Raw genomic sequence first — 18,529 nt, forward strand, 5'->3', positions numbered from 1 at the left:
ATGTCGAAGGTAGGAATAGTACTCATGAATGCAAAGGTAATGACTTATCAGCAAAAAGTGCAACTTTTCTGTGATGCTCTACAAATTGTCCTGGCAAAGCATGACACCTCAAAAGTGACTGATTATTTTACGGAGGACGCCGTCATAATCATCAATGAAAGACGTCTGGAGGGCAGCCGACAAATTTGCGAGCGATTACAGTGGATAAAGGAGCATACCAGAAGCGTAGATATTTCTGTGCATCGGATTTTTTTTGACGGTGACCGGGGGTTCGATCACCACACCTCCAGAGTAACCTCCAATGAGGGCACTACCGCCTTGTTTAAAATATTTGGCTATATAGAGATGCGCGACAATAAAATATCACTGTATGAAGATGTGACCATTCAGATGGAAGGCGAAGAAGCTATGCATTTAGCAACATCTGTTCAGCAATAGATCAGAGTATCAGAAGTGAAATGAATCAGCCTCCCATGAACAGGAGGCTGATAATGAGATGATCAGGCCGGGGTGACGTGGGCGATTTTAATCGCTCTTTTCAGGCTCCGGCTCATGCGTTTCAAAATGGATCGTCTGATACCCTCGGCATCCAGTCCACACTCGGCCAGTTGTTGTTTGTGACTGGCGGCTTCGATGTAGTCATCCGGAATGCCCAGCTGCATGATGGGCACATTAATGCCATGCTCATTCAGGAACTCGGAAACGGCTGAGCCTGCTCCACCGGCAATGCAGCCTTCTTCCAGAGTGACCAGCAGTTCATGATCTTTGGCCAGTTGTTGAATGAGCTCTTTATCCAGCGGTTTGACAAAGCGCATGTTTGCGACAGTGGCATTCAGTTCGTCAGCGACTTGCAGAGCGTTCTGCAGCAAAGTGCCGAAAGAGAGAATAGCTACTTGCTGTCCCCGACGACGAATTTCTCCTTTACCGATTGTCATGGGTTCCAGACTTTCACTGATCGCGACACCGGGTCCGGTTCCTCTGGGATAACGGACAGAAGCCGGTCCCTGATACTGGTAACCTGTAGAAAGCATACGACGGGTTTCATCTTCATCAGAGGGCGTCATGACCAGCATTTCAGGTACACAGCGCAGGTAGGCAATATCAAAACAGCCGCCATGAGTCGGGCCGTCTTCGCCAACCATGCCTGCCCGGTCGATGGCGAAAAGGACATCCAGCTTTTGAACGGCAACGTCGTGAATCAGCTGATCGTAGGCTCGTTGCAGGAAAGTAGAGTATATCGCTACGACGGGTTTCATTCCCTCACAAGCCATACCGGCAGCCAGAGTCACTGCGTGCTGTTCGGCAATGGCGACATCAAAATAGCGATCCGGGTAGCGATCAGCAAAGCGAATCAGGTCCGAGCCTTCACACATGGCCGGGGTAATACCGACCAGTTTGTCGTCTTTTGCAGCCATGTCGCAGAGCCATTGACCAAAGACATTACAGTACTTGGGTTTTTTGGGAAGACTGGGTTTTTCTTCACTGGCTTTGGAGCTGGGTTCCAGTTTTGTGATGGCGTGATAACCAATAGGGTCTTTTTCTGCCGGTGTAAAGCCTTTACCCTTGCGGGTTACTACGTGCAGGAATTGAGGACCGTCCAGATCTTTGAGGTTCTCAAGAGTGTGCAGCAACATGGGCAGGTCGTGGCCGTCAATAGGACCAAAATAGTTAAAACCCATTTCTTCGAACAGAGTACCGGGAATGATCATTCCCTTCATGTGTTCTTCGGTCCTGCGCGCCAGCTCCCAGGCATGGGGGATGCCATTAAGTACTTTCTTGCTGCCTTCCCGAATATGGTGATAGGTCCTGCTGGATAAGATTTTGGTCAGATAATTCGACAAGCCGCCCACGCTTTTTGAAATGGACATGTCATTGTCGTTTAAAATAACCAGCATGTTGGCTTTGAGGTCGGCGGCATGGTTCATGGCTTCATAAGCCATCCCGGCCGTCATGGAACCATCGCCAATCACGGCAACGGTACGACGTTTTTCTCCTTTCAGTCGAGCGCTGGTCGCCATGCCCATTGCGGCACTGATAGACGTACTGGAGTGACCTACGCCAAAAGTATCAAATTCACTTTCTTCTCTTTTTGGAAACGCAGCCAGACCGTCTTTCTGACGAAGAGTGCTCATTTTGTCTTTGCGACCAGTGATTATTTTATGGGGATAGGTCTGGTGGCCCACATCCCATACCAGGCGATCATGGGGGGTATCGAAGAGATAGTGCAGGGCGACAGTCAGTTCAACAACACCCAGCCCGGCACCAAAATGCCCACCTACCTGACCGACCGAGTAGAGCAGAAATTCTCTGAGTTCCCGGGCCAGCTGGGGCAGATCTGTCCTGTCAAGTTGGCGCAGCTGATCAGGCGTATCGACCTGATCCAACAGCGGAGTATCAGGTTTTGTCTTGGGTATTTCGTGAAACATGTTTGCTTGCGATCCAGGCCTCTCAGCCATAAAAAGCGACTTTTTCAGGGGAAGCGGTGTTCCGGGTCGCTTTTCAAAAATTCGACGTAGTTCCTCATTCACCACAACTTGTATGGGACGGGAAGGGGAAACCTTGATGCTTCCGGCAGTTTGCCAGGTTTGAGGGTATCGAAGCCTGACAGCGTCATAACACAGTCATGAGAGACTGATATCATTCCACACTCTTCTCAAAGGGCAAAGAATGATAACAGTAAATGTCATCGGTGAATTATAGGATTGTACCTGAACAGGAGGTTTTTTCTATTGGAATACTGCTCAGATCGGTTCAATGAGATCTCTGGATGAGATACTCTGCCATTTGCCTGAGTATTATGGCTCGACTCCCGAAGCTTTCAAGGGAGTGAATCGCCTGCTGAGAAAGGGAGCTGGCGAGCTCTCTGGCTCCTTCCAGTCCCATGAGCGATACGTAAGTGGGCTTGTCGAGAGCCAGGTCTGCCCCCTGTTGTTTGCCCAATACTTCGGTGTCGACAGTGACATCAAGAATGTCATCCTGAACCTGAAAAGCCAGACCAATAGCGTTCGCATAACGAATAAGGTGGGTCAGTTGTTCCCTTTCGACTTTACCGCTTGAGATGGCGCCCATGACAACACTGGCGCGAATCAGCGCCCCGGTTTTGTGGCTGTGCATTAACTGCAGCTGTTCCTGATTCAGAGGACTGCCTACCGAGTTGAGGTCCATGGATTGGCCACCGCACATGCCCCCATGGCCAGAAGCACGGGCCAGCTCCCTGACCAGTTGCAGACGGACAGGTGCGGGTAATTCATGACTGTTGGTAGCCAGTACTTCAAAAGCCAGGGTTTGCAGAGCGTCACCGGCCAGAATGGCTGTGGCTTCATCAAAAGCTTTGTGGCAGGTGGGTTTGCCTCTTCTAAGGTCATCGTCATCCATTGCTGGAAGATCATCATGTACCAGGGAGTAAGCATGGATCAGCTCTACAGCGCAGGCAGCAGGGTCTGCTTGAGTCTGCTCGCCGCCGAGGGCTTCAGAGGCGGCATAAACCAGGATCGGTCGGACGCGTTTGCCGCCGTTAAAAACGGAGTAGGACATAGCCTCAACCAGTCTTTCACTGACCTGACTGATTCCGGGAAGATGATTTTTGAGCTGCTCATCAACGCGGCTTTGACAACCCTTGATGTATTCCAGCAGAGTCATGGATTATTGGCCTTCTGTCGGATCGAACGGGCGGGTTTCCGGCTGGCCTTGATTTTCCAGAAGCTGCTGGACTCTCTGTTCTGCTTCAGTCAGGGCTTTCTGACATTCACGTGTCAGCTTTACCCCTTTTTCAAAGGCCTTCAGTGACTCTTCCAGCGACATATCACCGGATTCCATTTGCTGGACCAGTGTATCCAGTTCGGTGAGCGACTGCTCAAAGGCGAAGCCCTGCTTTTTTTCCGGCATGCTCAGAAACCTTTTCCATTGACTTGGTGGGGGAATACCTGCCTTTGGGATGACCTTTCACAGCCAGAGTGCTTCAGTGCATGGCAAAAAGGACGGTACTCACCTGGATAACTTTAAACGGGCTCAAGCATATCACAAATCCGGGTTAGGACAGGTTCTGCTGAAGCGGTTTTATGTCAGGCAGGAGAGCATTTTCAGGAAAAAGAGGTCGGGCAGGTGGCTCGACCTCAACAGATGTTATTCAACAGCCGTCTGGACCTTCCCTTTCGGGATAGGGTATGGTTGAACCCCGCCAGCATTGTGCTCCTGCCATACGTCTTTATCCATGGTCTTATCAAGCAATGGAAACTTCTTACGGTTAAATACCGGGACAACGCCGTCAGCCACCTGTTCGTCAAAGTCTTTCAGAACCTGCACAACGATGCCTGACAGTAGCAGAATAGCGGTAATGTTGATCAGGGCCATGATACCCATAGACAGATCGGCAAAAGCCCAGACGACAGGAAGATTGCCAATAGAGCCCCAGAACACCATAACCAGCACTGCCAGACGATAAAGCACCAACAGAGGCTTGCTGTTTTTGATAAACAGCAGGTTGGACTCACCATAGTAGTAGTTGGCAATGATGGAAGTGAAAGCAAACAACAAAATAGCTACTGCAACCAGATGTTCACCCCAGGAGCCTATCTCACTGGACAGGGCAGCCTGAGTCAATGCAACGCCGGTCAGGCCACTGCCCGGTTCCAGCATGCCAGACATCAGAATGATAGCAGCCGTGGCTGTACATACGACGATAGTGTCCATAAATACGCCCAGCATTCCCATCATGCCCTGACTGACCGGGTGAGTAGAGTGTGCAGTCGCTGCAGCGTTAGGTGCGCTACCCATACCCGCTTCGTTGGAGAAAAGACCGCGCTTGATACCTTGCATCATCGCCTGGGAAACCATGTAGCCAACACCGCCACCCATAGCTGTTTCAAGACCGAAAGCACTCTTGAAAATCAGAGTGAATACAGCTGGCAGTTCAGAGACATTCATGGCAACGATCACGAGAGCCACAGCCAGGTAGCCCAGAGCCATCACAGGAACAATCATTTCAGCGACTTTGGCAATGGAACGAATGCCGCCAAAGATAACAATGCCGCTGACCAGTACCAGACCTGCACCAATGTACTCAGGAGCAATGTTATAACCCGAAAAAGCAGCCGCAATAGAGTTGGACTGAACACTGTTGAAAGCAAATCCGAATGCGATAATCAGGGCGATGGAAAAAGCAATGCCCATCCAGCGCTGACCCAACGCTTTCTGCATATAGTAAGCGGGACCTCCGCGATAGGTGCCGTCGCCATTGTTGGTTTTGTATATCTGGGCGAGAATGTTTTCAGAAAAGCTGGTTGCCATACCCAGCAGGGCGATCAGCCACATCCAGAAGATAGCACCGGGTCCACCCAGGTAGATGGCAACGGCAACACCGGCGATATTACCGGTACCTATTCGGGCCGCAAGACTGGTGCAGAATGCCTGGAACGCAGAAATCTGGCGGTGGGAGTGGGTTCTGCGACTTCCCATCATGGTTTTGGCGGCCAGACCGAAGCGGCGAAACTGCACGAAGCGGGTACGAATAGTGAACAAAATACCGGCTCCTAGCAGCAGGTAAATCAGGATACTTCCCCAAAGAAGATTATTCGATGCAGAAATGAAATCGTTCATAGTAATTCCGGAATATCAATATGACATAAAGTTTGTTTGTTATTATTTCCATATAATATAGATGAATAAACGATGATGGATAGGTACAAACCCTGTCTTTACGGTTCAGCTGAAAGTCACGAATAGCAACGGGTTAAGAGGCTGCTGAAAAACTACCGAGTCAAGCTGAGACACAGCACCAATTGGCGAAAAAGGCCAGTTTACAACGAGTAAATGAGCATCCCAGCCGCCTCCAGGGCTGCCCTCGGAGAAGCGCAGCACTTTTGCGACAGCCTCTTAGAAGTGTGGGTGAAACCACAACAATGAGTCAGCAGGCATCATCAGAGAGGTTTTTCGTCATGGGAATGCAGTCCAGCTGAAATCCTCTGGAAGAATGATAAGTCGATACTTCATTTCCTTCAAAACCACAAAGTCTATAAAACGGAGCCGCATTCAAAGTTGAATTCAGCTTCATCTCAGGCAGACCGGCTTCTCTCGCAATCTGTTCCAGGTGAGTCATCATCCTGCGGGCTACGCCCATTCCCATAAATCGAGGGTCCACAAAGATGGCATCGATCATACCGTTCCCAATATCAATCATTCCTGTACCGGCCACTTCCCCTTTCATCACCACAACATGAAAATTCTGCTCAACGTCATCGACAAATTTCTCAGTGGCAGAACCATCAGTCCAAAGAGCGATGGCTTCATCACTGTAATGGCCTTTGCATTCAGAACGTATCGCCAGAGTTCGAAGCTCAAAAGCTCTATGGGCATCGCTGCGTTGTGCTTTTCTTATTTCCATTGTTGTCAGGGATCTACTGCTTTTTTGCGAAGAATAGCTTTTAAAATCTAACAGTTATTGACATGTTATTTTAGCCGTCTTTCTGCTTGAGGCCGCCAGACTGTCGATTGATAGCAGTAATCCCTGATATTACAGTTCCGGTTTGCCTGAGGGTTGATCAGGATAATTTAAAAGATAAGCGTCGTTTATGCCGTCGGCTGTGTCATCGTAGTCAATCAGATTGCCAGTTTGATAGTGACCGGTTTTATCAACGCTACAGTACTCGTGGCCTCGAATCATGGCCTGAAGCAGGCAATATTCTGTGGAGTAGGGAGGGCCATAAACCGTATGCGTGGCAAATGGCTGACCATTGCGCACAGCCCAGCCAACGCCTATCCACGTGGCATAAGACATATCTTTACGCATAGCCTGCACCAGACGGAGGGGCAATACACCTTCGCCTACCGCTGCATCAAACACCTTGCATTTAGCCTGTGTGGAAAGTTTTCCGAAAGCAATGCTTTCGTTCTGCAAAGGTTTTGCGCACATGCTGATATCGCTTGAATCAACCACTTCTGGTTTTTCAGCAGAGCAGAACTTGAAAAGATCTGCCAGAGCGCCTGAGCTCAAAACCCATTTATCAGACTGATCAGGGCTGAGTGGATCATTTTTGTGCTTAGGCAGTATTTGAAATCTTGACTGGACCTCACTTTCCGTCGCATCCAGCCAGAAATAGTCATTGCTGCGCCTGATGTCATAGCCACCTTCACTCTTTACTTCATAAACACAAAAGTGTTTTATTTTGCCATCCGCCTGGTCGGTTTCACTCAGATCCAGTGCCGCCCTGCCGAAAAACCATTTTGGTTGATCTGGCTCCACTTTATCATCGATGAGAATACACAGGTTGCCGTCGGCAGGCAGAACCGACTGTTGCTGCCAACATGGTTCGGCACTCGCACCCAGAGAAAATAACAGGGTGAAAGGAAGGCCAAATTTGAGAAATCTCTTCATTACACGATCCTCCAATCTTCAGAACACTTCGCTTCAGTCAAGAAGTTTAGTGAATTAATAAGAATGAGCTGATATTTAAAATTGCTTAAGCCATGCACATTAGACACGCCGGACCCCGTGTAAGTTCCCGAAAAACACTAGCTGATGGCTGCTGCATGGTTAAAAATCCGAAAATCACTTTACCGGTGGTCTCCTCATATCTTTCCATCTGGAATGGCATCCCGGGTGGCAACTTTATCGACGAGAATATACAGGTCGCAATCGGCAGGCAGAATCGAGTGTTGCTGCCAGCATGGTTTGGCATTCACACCCAAAGAATGTATCTATCCTATTTGTTCTTCATAAATTTCCGAGAAGGATCTACTAAAAAAAAATTACCCATCCCTTCTCTTCCAAGTAACATCAGATATGTCATCTTTGCACGGTTAGAAAGTGTTACATCGATAGTCCAGATGTAGTCATGCAATTTTAATGTGGTACTAATCACATACCGTTTTTCTATCATCCCGTTTGATGACCTTATGGTTTTGATATCTTTAACAGGCGCTTTACAGCTTAGAACTTCTTCCACGTTATGGAGGTTTGGATGCAGGTCAAACATAACCCATGGGCTCCCCTCGTCTTCAAAGGATATTAAATTGTCCACATGCAGGGAGGAGGTTTTTGCTCCGGTATCAATGCGTACTTCAACGCCACAAATACCCAGGTCTGGCAGGTCGCATAGCTCTACACAGCCAATAACAGGTTTGTTGTTTGCTTTTTGTATTTTTTTAAACATTTAAGTTACTCCAAGACGGACGATTCAGTTTGCAGTTCTTCCTGCATCATTTCTATATCTTCAGCAACATCATCATCGGATGCAGAAAAGAAAGCGATATGAAACATAGCCTCACCCTCCTGAACGAGAGGGATATTCTGTTTACCAATAATGATGCCTGCCTGTGTCGCTTTTACTACATCAATGATTTCACCAAGTGGGCTACCAATAGTGGCTAATGGAGTTCCCTTATCAACCTGATCACCAAGATTTTTAAGTGAGTTGATAATGCCGCTGGCATTAGCCCTGACCCACGAACTTTTGTTCGCTATGTAGGGAGTAAAAGCTTTTATTTTGCGCCTTAGTCTGAGCATCCCCAGTTCAGCTAACACATTGATAACGCCATGAACTCCCGCACGTATACTGACTTCATCAAATCTTAAGGCTTCTCCAGCTTCATAAAGCAGTATTCGCGCATTGTGCTCTTCAGCTGCCTGTCGAAGAGAATTATCACGAATATTGGCGTTCAATAAAACGGGTACACCGAATGCACGGGCCAGAGAGAGTGTTTCTTTATCCATCAGGTTGGCACGAATCTGAGGCAGGTTTGAGCGATGAATAGCACCTGTGTGGAGGTCTATGCCGTATTCACAGAGGCTGACTATTTCTTTCAGGAATATATGAGCTAACCGGCTGGCCAATGAGCCTTTCGGTGAACCGGGAAAGCTTCTGTTTAAATCTCGGCGATCTGGGAGGTATCGGCTTTGATAAAGCACGCCATAAACATTAACCATTGGGACAAGAATTAATGTGCCCACAGTAACTTTAAATGTCTTTAAATTTATTAGCCGACGAATAATCTCAATTCCGTTCAGTTCATCACCATGAACAGCTGCAGACACAAAGACTTTTGGACCCGGTTTTTTACTGTGTATAACATGTACAGGTACTGAAAAGTCGGTATTGGTGTACAGCTTTGCAACCTCCAGACTAACTTGTCTGGTTTGCCCGGCCTTGATCACAGAGCCACCGATACTGATATCTGGTAATAACATCTTTGTCACCTTCAGCCTTTTCCACGGGTTCGGGTTGATTTAGTTGCTTTGCTTTCAATAAATTCGTAGATCATGCCAGCAACATTTTTTCCTGTTGCTGTTTCAATGCCCTGCAGTCCCGGAGAGGAGTTAACTTCCATAACGACTGGCCCATTGTCAGATTGTAAAAGGTCGACACCACAGACATTCAGTCCCATTACTTTTGCGGCATTAACGGCAGTCGCTCTCTCCTCTTTTGACAAACGGACAAGCGTTGCTGTTCCACCGCGATGGAGGTTTGAGCGAAATTCTCCATCTGCTCCCTGTCGTTTTATAGCGGCTACGACTTTGCTGCCAATCACAAAGCAACGGAGATCTGCACCTCCTGCTTCTTTTATAAACTCCTGAACTAAAATATTAGCTTTCAACCCAAAAAAAGCCTCAATTATTGCTTCTGCTGCTTTCTGATTCTCTGCGAGAACTACTCCGATACCCTGAGTACCTTCCAGTAATTTTATAACCAGGGGGGCTCCACCTACGTTTTTGATAAGGTCCTTTACATTCTCGGGTTTACAGGCAAAGCCTGTTCTCGGTAATCCAATATCTTTTCGTGACAACAATTGTAAAGAACGTAATTTGTCGCGAGAGCGAGTAATGGCAACAGATTCATTCACACAGAATGTGCCCATCATTTCAAATTGCCTGACGATGGCGGTGCCATAAAATGTAATTGAAGCGCCAATTCTTGGTATGACTGCGTCGTAGTATGGAAGAGACTCACCATCACAACGAACAGTGGGGCGACTGCGTGTTACATCCATATAACATCGGAGTGTGTCAATAATATCAACTTCATGTCCTCTTTCTTCGCCGGCTTCTTTTAAACGACGAGTAGAGTACAGTTTGGGGTTGCGAGACAGTACTGCAATTTTCATATTGACTCCAAATTACTTCAAGATAGAAGTTTGTGGGAACAAACAAACTTGATAAGAAATCTTTATTTCTTCAAAAATAGTCCGTCAGGGATGATGTGTTTCAGGCAGGTGGCAAATGTTCATGCGCTCGAGAATTGCACGACCCGGAGATAAACCTGCGAAAACGGCTGGAAGTTTCGCTCGACAAACCTTTGATACTTTTTCGGAACCCTGAAGAAAAAGTGTCTTGTCAGACATAAAAAAAGCCCTGCAGATCAATTATCCACAGGGCTTTATATTGGTGGAGGCGGCGGGAATTGAACCCGCGTCCGCCGATTCTCAGCCTTCGGCTCTACATGCTTAGATCCGCCTTTGGATTTAACTCAGTAACGACCCAGCGGTCGGGGTTCTACTGAGCGATCCTGTTAAGTTTTAGCTGGCCAGCCACAGGCATACCGGGCCTCGCGAGTCTACTTACGGTGACAGTCCAAAAACCGGCCAGTAGACGAGCCGGAGAGACTGGAAGACTCGTAGGGTTTAGCTACGATTAAGCTGCAAGTGCGATCTCTTCTTGATCGAAGAGTTCGTTTTGAGCGTCTCCAAGAGCTACCAGGTTGGCAACTATAAGGTTTGTAGTGTTTTGATTAACGAGAACCACTACGTCCTCGGCATGCACCTAAGGTTTCGATACCGTCGTCGAATCCAGATCGCCCCCGGATCAAAACTTCATTGGATCATTTAGTTATAGGCCATCTATAGAAGTAAGACAATTTTTTATATATCTCGCTCCCATCTCTTATTGTTCCAGCAGCACCTGGCGCACAGAAGTCCGGCTATCCAAATTACCCCAGAATCTCTTTGATTTTAGAAATGTAATACAAAGGCAGGACTCTGGCAGCAGGGTCATCCAGTGAGCCTGTTGAACCAATCAGCTTGAGTGTTGTATTTGGGCTATATCGCTGGACATAAGTTTGCAGCGATTTGGCTCGAGTCCTTTTGCCACTTTTTACTTCTACAGGTACGATGTCACCTGCTTCGGTTTTATACAGAAATTCGATTTCACTTCTGGCGTATTCCCATGAATAGGTTGGCTTGCCGATCAGGGTGATGAGTTCGTTTTGTATGAAGTTTTCTGCGATAAAACCCTTGTAGTGATACTTCTGATCCCGATGCTCCTTGTAGTTGATCTGCAGCATGTGTCCCAGTAAGCCAATATCGAATAAAAACAGTTTGAAGATATTTTCTTTGGCCAGTGGTTTAAGGGGGGAGTCAGGCTTGCAGTCTATGGGGTGACACTTGGAGATCAGTCGGCAATTTTCCAGCCAGTTAATGGGGCCCGCCAGCTCTTTGTAGCGACTTTTTTTCTCTAAAACGTCTTTGAACTTAAACCGTTTAACTGAGTCGTCCATGGTATTGGATAACTGAACTGGCACATTTTTAAAAATTGCCTGTATATGTTGTGCAGAAAGTTTATCGGAGTACTTTCCGAAATCGCGCTCATAACCCGAGAGAAGTGAAGTATGTATTTGTTGGACTGTCCGGGTTCTTTCAGTGATGTCTTTATCAATCTCAAACCAGGCCTTTACTGCTTCTGGCATCCCTCCAACAAAGTAATAGTCAATAAGCAAACTGAAGAGCTTTTCATGAGCTACCTTACCCAGATTCATTTGTTCAAAAGCTTTAAGCAGAGGCGGTTGATTGGAGGCCAGGAGGAATTCCTCAAATGTCATTGGGTAGAGTTCAAGCCATTCCACCTTACCAACGGGAAATGAATCCAGAAGACCAATATTTGACCCCGATGCACAGAGATACATATGAGGACACTGTTCAGCAAAAAACTTCAGGGAGTGAAGGGCCGCCAGACACTCTCCAACCTCATCAAAAATGATGAGATCCTTTTGCCTGTCAATGCTGATGTTCAGTTCAATCTCGATATTGGTGATAATATCGTCTGGTTTGAGAGAGTCGGCAAACAGGTTCGCCAAACCGGGCTGCTCAAGAAAATCCAGGCGTATGACTTGTTCAAAGTGTCCACCGAACAGTGTTTCAAGGAGAAAAGATTTGCCCGTTTGCCTTGCACCATCAAGCAGAACAGGCTTTCTTGAGGGGCTTTGCTTCCAATCAAGCAGTTTTTTCAGCAACAATCTTTTCATGGGTTATGTCGGATTTTTGATCGTTCTTCAATAAAGTGTAGGTGTATACACTTTTATGCGCAATAAAGTGTATTTTTATAACATTTTATTGCGCATAAAAGTGTTATAACAGTTTTTTTGCGTGACCAACATTCTGTCCAAAAGATCAGGCATGAAGGTAGATCTGTCATTAGTTCGCTGCAGACAAAGAGAGCATGACCCTCAGAGATTCATTCGATATGCACCCGCCATTTCACGCCCGCTTCACTTTATGCTATTTTCCCACGACCCTGACGATCAGGAGCCTGTCCGAGTCTGACAGAAAGGACTCACCCGCAAATGATACGGGTAGAAAACGGTGGCCTTTGTCCCGTCACATTCAGCAAACTGCGCTGTTTCAAGCCCATAAACCAGTCTGGTGACAGGTTATTCAATGACCATACAAGAAAAACTACCCAACACACTGACGTCAGCAAGCCCTCTGTCGTCTGAGGTATCTAAACAGCCTGCCAGGTCGCTTAAAATCTGTCTGCTGTGTTATCGAAGTCATCCTTTCGTGGGCGGTCAGGGCATCTACCTCAAATACCTGAGCAAGGCTCTGGTCGAAGCTGGCCATCAGGTGGATGTTATTTCCGGCCCTCCCTATCCGGATCTTGATCCCCGGGTGGGACTGATTGAAATCCCCAGTCTGGATCTGTTCAGCCAGGAAAGTCATGTCACAGCCCTGAGACCCAGACACCTGAAATCCTGGTCTGATTTTTTTGAATGGTGGGCCATGCTGACCGGAGGCTTTGCCGAGCCCTACACATTTACCCGTCGTGTCGTGAAATATCTGCACAAAAACGGTCATGACTACGACATTATTCATGACAACCAGAGTCTGGGCTATGGCCTTCTGGACCTGCAAAAACAGGGTATTCCTGTTGTCGCCACCGTCCATCACCCCATAACCCGGGACAGACAGTTGGCTCTGGATGCCGCGCCTGACTGGAAGCACCGTCTGTTGACTCGTCGCTGGTATTCCTTCCTGACCATGCAGGGCAAAGTGGTTCGTAAACTGAAGCACATTGTCACTGTTTCGGAGCAGTCCCGGGGGGATATTGCTGAAGCCTTTGAGCGTCCAGCTGACGACATTAGTCTTATTTATAATGGGATTGATACCGAAGTCTTCAGTCCTCAACCCCATATCGAACGCAAGCCGTTCAGAATTATGACAACAGCCTCTGCGGACCAGCCTTTGAAAGGTTTAAAACACCTTCTGGAAGCCATGGCTTTGTTAAAACCGGACTATCCTGAGCTGGAACTGCTGGTGGTAGGCAAACTGAGAGCAGGTGGTCAGACAGAGCGGCAGTTGAAACAACTGAATCTTGGTTCAGTGGTAACTTTTGTGTCCGGCATTTCCACTGAACAAATGGTGGAATACTATTCCCAGGCCGCCATTGCTGTGACCCCTTCACTCTATGAGGGTTTTGGGCTGCCAGCCGGAGAAGCCATGTCCTGTGGATGTGCAGTCATTTCTTCAGACGGAGGAGCTCTCCCTGAAGTTGTGGGAGATGCTGGCCTGATTGTCCGGGCTGGCAACAGCAAAGCCCTGGCACAAGCCTTGCGGACACTGTTGGAAAACCCTGAACAGCGGATGAAATACGGCCAGCTTGGCCGACAACGAATTCTGGATACCTTCTGCTGGAAACTAGCCGCCAGACAGTTCAGCCAGTATTACCTGAACCTGTTGGATACTGAACAAGAACCCGAAGAATTAAAAGCCACAATCGCTGCCGATGCAGAGCCTGACCAGCGAACCGCTGTCAGCGGGTGATGCCAGAGGATAACTGAAACAATATGCAAACCATAGATTTTAATCGTCTGAAGTTACGCAGTGGCGATAAAGTGCTGGACGTGGGTTGCGGTGAGGGCCGTCACTCCATCGCAGCCTGGCTGAAGGTCAGAGTGGATGTGACAGGTTTGGACCTTTGCGAAAAAGACTTGCAAACAGCCCGTGACAGGCAGCAGGAGTCTGAACAATTTCTGCAGGGGGCAGAAGACGGTCGCAGTCTTCGTTTTATTCAGGGCAACGCTCTGGAATTGCCTTTTGAAGACGACACGTTCGACAAAATAATCTGTTCCGAAGTGTTGGAGCATATTCCCGATTACCTGGGGGTGCTGGCCGAGATCAAACGGGTATTGAAGCCCGATGGTTTGCTGGCAGTCAGTGTGCCCAGAGCCTGGCCGGAAGAGATCTGCTGGCGACTGAGCAAAGCATACCATGAGGTGGAAGGTGGCCATATTCGCATCTTCAACGCCACGCATCTGCGCCATGATATCGAATCGCTTGGCTGGCGTCGTTATTCACGACACTGGGCTCACGCCCTGCACGTTCCCTACTGGTGGCTGAAGTGCTGGAAATGGGAACAGCCCTCTAAACTGGTCGATCACTATCACAAACTGCTGGTATGGGATCTTATGAAAAAGCCGAAGGTGACCCGCATTACCGAAAAGCTGCTTGATCCGGTCATGGGAAAAAGTGTCGTGATGTACTTCGAGTGGGAGTCAGGCAGAGGTAAATCCAACGATACCAACAAGGAGGTCTGTTATGGATAGCCTGCTGCTGACCAAAGGCCTGTTCCCAAGAGATTTTCTCAACAAAACGGCAGAGCACATCCTCTCTGTACAGCAGGAAGATGGCAGCATTCCCTGGTTTACCGGTGGCAAGCTGGACCCCTGGGATCATACCGAAGCGGCCATGGGACTGAGTATTATTGGTCATTATTCTGAAGCTGAAAGCGCCTATGGCTGGCTGCGAAAAGAGCAGCTGGAAGATGGCAGCTGGTTCGCCAACTATCAGGACGGCAAGCCTCTATACAGTGATAAGCGAGAAACGAACTTTGTCGCCTATGTGGCGACCGGTGTCTGGCATCACTATCTGATTACTGAAAATATCGGGTTTCTGGAACTGAACTGGCCCATGGTCGAAAGTGCCATCCAGTTTGTACTACGACAACAGTCGTTTACTGGTGAGATTTACTGGGCGGTCATGGAAGATGGTGAGCCACACAAAGATGCGCTGATTACAGGCTGCTCTTCGGTTCTGAAAAGTCTCGAATGCGCCATTCTGATCGCTCAAGCGCTGAACAGGAAGGTTGAGCCATGGCTCAATGCCTGGCAACAGTTGGGGCAGGCTCTGAAATTCCATCCCGAGTACTTCGACCGCACCTGGGAAAGCAAAGAGCGTTTTTCCATGGACTGGTTTTATCCCATTCTGGCCGGTGTCTTCCGTGGTCAGGAAGCCCGTGACCGAATCCAGACATTCTGGGACAAGTTTGTACGTAAAGACATGGGCTGTCTCTGTGTCAGCGATCAACCCTGGGTCACCATCGCTGAATCCTGCGAGCTGACCATGGCGCTGCTGGCTGCCGGTGAAAAGCAGAAAGCCACTCAGCTCTATAGCTGGTTGCACAACTGGCGTGACAGTGATGGCGGCTATTGGACAGGCTATCAATACGTTGAAGAGGTGATCTGGCCGCAGGAAAAAACGACCTGGACTGCCGGTGCTATTTTGCTGGCAGCCGATGCTCTGACCGAACACACAGCCGCTTCCCGTCTGTTTCTGGAATCGAGTCTGGAGATAAAACCGGAAGTGGAACTGCCAGAAACCGAAGAAGCTCTGGCAGCAGTCAACAATTAAAGGCGGCGGAAAAGCCCCAAAGTGTTGACCATGGGCAGCTCTTCAAACAATCCGGAGGCTTTCGCCAGCTTCCAGATATTGTAAGGCGCCTGCCCACCGTCTTTCGGATCGGGGAAGATATCGTGTATGGCCAGAATGCCGCGGGGCTTGATAAAGCTGACCCAGCTGCGAAAATCTGTCCGGGCGGCTGCTTCACTGTGACCGCCGTCAATAAACACCATGCCCAGAGGCGTGGCCCAGTGACGGGATGCTACCGCTGAAGGTGCAACAACAGGGACAACCGTATCTTCCAGTTTGGCTTCGCGCATTGTGGTTCGGAACGCTTTAAAGCTATCCATCTGTTGAATGCTGGCATCGTAGAGGTCACTGTCATGGTACTCTTCTCCCAGCTGGTGCTCTTCTGAACCCCGGTGGTGATCGACGGCGTAGAGCACACTGTTATTTTGCTGACAGGCAACACCCAGGTAGACCGTAGACTTGCCACAGTAACTGCCAATTTCCAGACAGGGGCCCAGCTGGCTGGCTTTCAGGGCGAACTGATAAAGTGCTTCACCTTCATCCGGTGCCAGAAAGCCTTTAACCGAATCGATATTGAGTGGCAGTTTTAGAGGCATAGCTTGTAAAAGACCCGTTTGTAAAAGACCTGTCTGTAAAAAGGTCGTTCGTTTTTTTCAATTTATACGTCGGAAGTAGTTCAGTCAGATGACTGGCTGCAAAGGCATAATAACAAATCAGGCTTGGACAGTGCGTAAAAATCATAAACCTTTCTGGATCAAGGTGCTCTCAGACCGCTGGCAGCGGTTTTATATCCGGCACTTTTTCAGCAAACATTTTGAACATCTGGGCGAACACCCCATGGTGGTTCACCCTTCTACTGTCAATGTTCATGGTGCCGGTATTTCCATTGGTCGTTTTGTCCACCTGATCAGTATCCGCCATAACCCGGTCAGTCTTTCCACCTGGAGCGGCCGGGGAATCCAGGGTGATATCAAAATAGGTGATCATTGCCTGATATCTCCGGGAACTACAATATCTTCAGCAGCCAGCATTACCATTGGTGACAACTGTATGTTAGCCGCCGATTGCTACATATCCGACAGCGACTGGCACGGTCTCTATAACCGTCTGCGCCCCTTCCATTGCAGCAAACCTATTGTGCTGGAAGATAATGTCTGGGTAGGGCATGGTGCAAAAGTTGGCAAGGGTATCACCATAGGCGAGAACAGTGTTGTGGCAGCAGGTGCGGTGGTTGTGAAAGACGTGCCTCCCAATACGGTAGTGGGAGGCAATCCGGCCAAAGTCATTAAAAAGCTGAACCCCCAACGCCGGATGCTGAAAAGAGAATTTATGTTTCGGGACAGCGATCGTTTCCTTCACATGCAGGAGGAACTGGATCGCTATGTTTTGGGGGGGAATAGCCTGAGAGGCTGGGTTCGTCACAAGCTTTTTCCCAGAAAAGGGGATTAACTTTGACGTCCCGGCAGGCTCTCATGAACAATTAGCCCGGAATCAAGCGAGTTTACAGGTCAGCCATTCTCCAGATTCCCAGCAGATCCGGCACTTCATCCTTGCCTCTCATAAAGTCATTAATGGCTGCCGCCAGGGTTGAATAATCGACTCTGCTTGCGGGCATTGAGGCAATGACGACCGGAATCGGTTTGTTATCATCAGCCGCAAAGGTAATGTTGATGAACCCCCTGGCAATGCTGACGGTGAAATACTGGTATTTGGACTGACCATAAAATGCCAGCAGGTAGACGACGTCTTCATGTTTTGCAGCGTGCTCTGTAACGGCAGCAATGATGACATCAGCCTGACTTTTGCCACTGTAATGGCTGACGACTTTTCCGGGGTCTACTTTACTTAGTTGCAGGCCAGATCCACCGGCTACGGCATTAAACCCCTTGCTCATGCCCTCGGCATTGCCGGTGTTGCTCCTTATGAGTCTTGAATCTTTGCTGTTCGAGGTAAAGCTGACGATGTCATTAACCTGGTCAGTACGTGCCTTTGAACCGATGCCCAGTAAATTAACAAGATCTTTATTGATATTGAAAATCATGGTTCTGGCATGGCTGCTTTCTATGAGCTTTCTGAAACTTCTTGCACGAGAGGGCAGGAGTGACTTAAAAGCTTTTTTAATCAGGGAAGGCGTTTTGTAAAGTAAGAGCCCGTCATCTCTGTTGCGGGATGCCTCAATGCCGGCATTAAATTGCCTGCCGAAGTCCAGCGCCTTCATGGCATCCAGAACATCCTGTGCCGTCGGTTTACTCTCGGAAGCTGACAATTTATAGGCTTCACAGAGTTTGGAAAAATTCTCCTCAGCCTTGGCTCCAAGAGCTGTATAGGCTTCAGAGAAAGCAGGGTCCACAGAGTGGTCGTTACCGATGGCTCCGGCAGCGAGCATTTGTTCATAATAAGCAGAATTGCCGACCACTAAAGCAGTCTCGGGATAGGCGCCCGATACGCTCAAACCGTAGGCTGTGGAAACCATATCAATCATTCCCTGATTGATTTCTTCCGCTGGAGCTTTAAGTGGCAGGGCCAGAATCAATAGAATTGTCCATAAATACTTCATAATGGTACCTCCTGATAGTAAATCCGTTTAATAATTTAGACACGACTAAGGGTGAGAAAGTTCCTC

17 protein-coding genes and 1 other RNA gene are annotated in these 18,529 nt (G+C 48.4%); 5 read left to right on the forward strand and 13 right to left on the reverse strand.

The window, feature by feature from the left end; genetic code table 11:
• Positions 1-24 precede the first annotated feature (24 nt).
• Complete coding sequence (locus tag ACO6VG_RS10370) at positions 25-438, forward strand: nuclear transport factor 2 family protein (protein WP_422136847.1); 414 nt, start codon at positions 25-27, stop codon at positions 436-438.
• 62 nt (positions 439-500) lie between these two features.
• On the opposite strand, the gene dxs is transcribed toward ACO6VG_RS10370, so the two are convergent.
• The 11 genes from dxs to ACO6VG_RS10425 all read right to left on the reverse strand — a co-directional run bounded on the left by dxs (position 501) and on the right by ACO6VG_RS10425 (position 12,227).
• A complete protein-coding gene (gene dxs / locus ACO6VG_RS10375; RefSeq protein WP_422136848.1) occupies positions 501-2,426 on the reverse strand; it encodes a 1-deoxy-D-xylulose-5-phosphate synthase in 1,926 nt (641 codons plus the stop codon).
• A gap of 325 nt (positions 2,427-2,751) precedes the next feature.
• Positions 2,752-3,639 (reverse strand): (2E,6E)-farnesyl diphosphate synthase, encoded by an 888-nt coding sequence (ispA, locus tag ACO6VG_RS10380; protein ID WP_422411103.1) that lies wholly within the window; start codon positions 3,637-3,639, stop codon positions 2,752-2,754.
• A gap of 3 nt (positions 3,640-3,642) precedes the next feature.
• Positions 3,643-3,885: an exodeoxyribonuclease VII small subunit gene (locus tag ACO6VG_RS10385; protein ID WP_317143495.1), complete on the reverse strand. Its 243-nt coding sequence runs from the start codon at positions 3,883-3,885 to the stop codon at positions 3,643-3,645.
• Positions 3,886-4,122: 237 nt separating this feature from the next.
• The gene (locus tag ACO6VG_RS10390) at positions 4,123-5,595 is read right to left on the reverse strand and encodes an alanine/glycine:cation symporter family protein (RefSeq protein ID WP_422473763.1); all 1,473 of its coding nucleotides are present in this window, start codon (positions 5,593-5,595) and stop codon (positions 4,123-4,125) included.
• A gap of 307 nt (positions 5,596-5,902) precedes the next feature.
• Positions 5,903-6,379 carry a GNAT family N-acetyltransferase gene (locus tag ACO6VG_RS10395; protein WP_422411108.1) on the reverse strand — a complete coding sequence of 159 codons (477 nt, stop codon included), beginning with the start codon at positions 6,377-6,379 and terminating at the stop codon, positions 5,903-5,905.
• A gap of 129 nt (positions 6,380-6,508) precedes the next feature.
• Complete coding sequence (locus ACO6VG_RS10400) at positions 6,509-7,369, reverse strand: hypothetical protein (protein WP_422136853.1); 861 nt, start codon at positions 7,367-7,369, stop codon at positions 6,509-6,511.
• A 328-nt stretch (positions 7,370-7,697) separates the two neighbouring features.
• On the reverse strand, positions 7,698-8,147 hold the full coding sequence (locus tag ACO6VG_RS10405; protein ID WP_422136854.1) for an ATP-dependent zinc protease: 450 nt from the start codon (positions 8,145-8,147) through the stop codon (positions 7,698-7,700).
• Between the two features lie 5 nt (positions 8,148-8,152).
• A complete protein-coding gene (locus ACO6VG_RS10410) occupies positions 8,153-9,181 on the reverse strand; it encodes a succinylglutamate desuccinylase/aspartoacylase family protein (RefSeq protein ID WP_422136855.1) in 1,029 nt (342 codons plus the stop codon).
• Positions 9,182-9,192: 11 nt separating this feature from the next.
• Positions 9,193-10,095, reverse strand: coding sequence for a 30S ribosomal protein S6--L-glutamate ligase (rimK, locus tag ACO6VG_RS10415; RefSeq protein WP_422136856.1), 903 nt, complete (start codon positions 10,093-10,095; stop codon positions 9,193-9,195).
• A gap of 278 nt (positions 10,096-10,373) precedes the next feature.
• Positions 10,374-10,789: a transfer-messenger RNA gene (gene ssrA, locus ACO6VG_RS10420) on the reverse strand.
• Positions 10,790-10,916: 127 nt separating this feature from the next.
• Complete coding sequence (locus ACO6VG_RS10425; RefSeq protein ID WP_422136857.1) at positions 10,917-12,227, reverse strand: ATP-binding protein; 1,311 nt, start codon at positions 12,225-12,227, stop codon at positions 10,917-10,919.
• A gap of 412 nt (positions 12,228-12,639) precedes the next feature.
• Between ACO6VG_RS10425 and ACO6VG_RS10430 the strand changes: the two genes are divergently transcribed.
• From ACO6VG_RS10430 to ACO6VG_RS10440, 3 genes are read left to right on the forward strand one after another with little or no spacing between them, the layout of a single operon-like run.
• Positions 12,640-14,022 (forward strand): glycosyltransferase family 4 protein, encoded by a 1,383-nt coding sequence (locus ACO6VG_RS10430; protein WP_422473765.1) that lies wholly within the window; start codon positions 12,640-12,642, stop codon positions 14,020-14,022.
• Positions 14,023-14,045: 23 nt separating this feature from the next.
• Positions 14,046-14,804, forward strand: a complete 759-nt coding sequence (locus ACO6VG_RS10435) for a class I SAM-dependent methyltransferase (RefSeq protein ID WP_422136859.1) — start codon at positions 14,046-14,048, stop codon at positions 14,802-14,804.
• The gene (locus ACO6VG_RS10440; RefSeq protein WP_422473767.1) at positions 14,797-15,888 is read left to right on the forward strand and encodes a prenyltransferase/squalene oxidase repeat-containing protein; all 1,092 of its coding nucleotides are present in this window, start codon (positions 14,797-14,799) and stop codon (positions 15,886-15,888) included. The genes ACO6VG_RS10435 and ACO6VG_RS10440 overlap by 8 nt, the downstream gene beginning before the upstream one ends.
• On the opposite strand, the gene ACO6VG_RS10445 is transcribed toward ACO6VG_RS10440, so the two are convergent.
• Positions 15,885-16,502, reverse strand: coding sequence for a class I SAM-dependent methyltransferase (locus ACO6VG_RS10445; RefSeq protein ID WP_422136861.1), 618 nt, complete (start codon positions 16,500-16,502; stop codon positions 15,885-15,887). The genes ACO6VG_RS10440 and ACO6VG_RS10445 overlap by 4 nt on opposite strands.
• Before the next feature lie 130 nt (positions 16,503-16,632).
• Here ACO6VG_RS10445 and ACO6VG_RS10450 point away from each other — a divergent pair, with 130 nt between their 5' ends.
• Positions 16,633-17,355, forward strand: a complete 723-nt coding sequence (locus ACO6VG_RS10450) for an acyltransferase (RefSeq protein WP_422473769.1) — start codon at positions 16,633-16,635, stop codon at positions 17,353-17,355.
• A gap of 52 nt (positions 17,356-17,407) precedes the next feature.
• Here ACO6VG_RS10450 and ACO6VG_RS10455 read toward each other — a convergent pair whose 3' ends face one another.
• On the reverse strand, positions 17,408-18,463 hold the full coding sequence (locus tag ACO6VG_RS10455; RefSeq protein ID WP_422411117.1) for a hypothetical protein: 1,056 nt from the start codon (positions 18,461-18,463) through the stop codon (positions 17,408-17,410).
• Positions 18,464-18,529: the final 66 nt, after the last annotated feature.

The sequence above is a fragment of the Endozoicomonas sp. ALB032 genome, from assembly GCF_049310125.1.
GTDB lineage: Bacteria > Pseudomonadota > Gammaproteobacteria > Pseudomonadales > Endozoicomonadaceae > Endozoicomonas_A.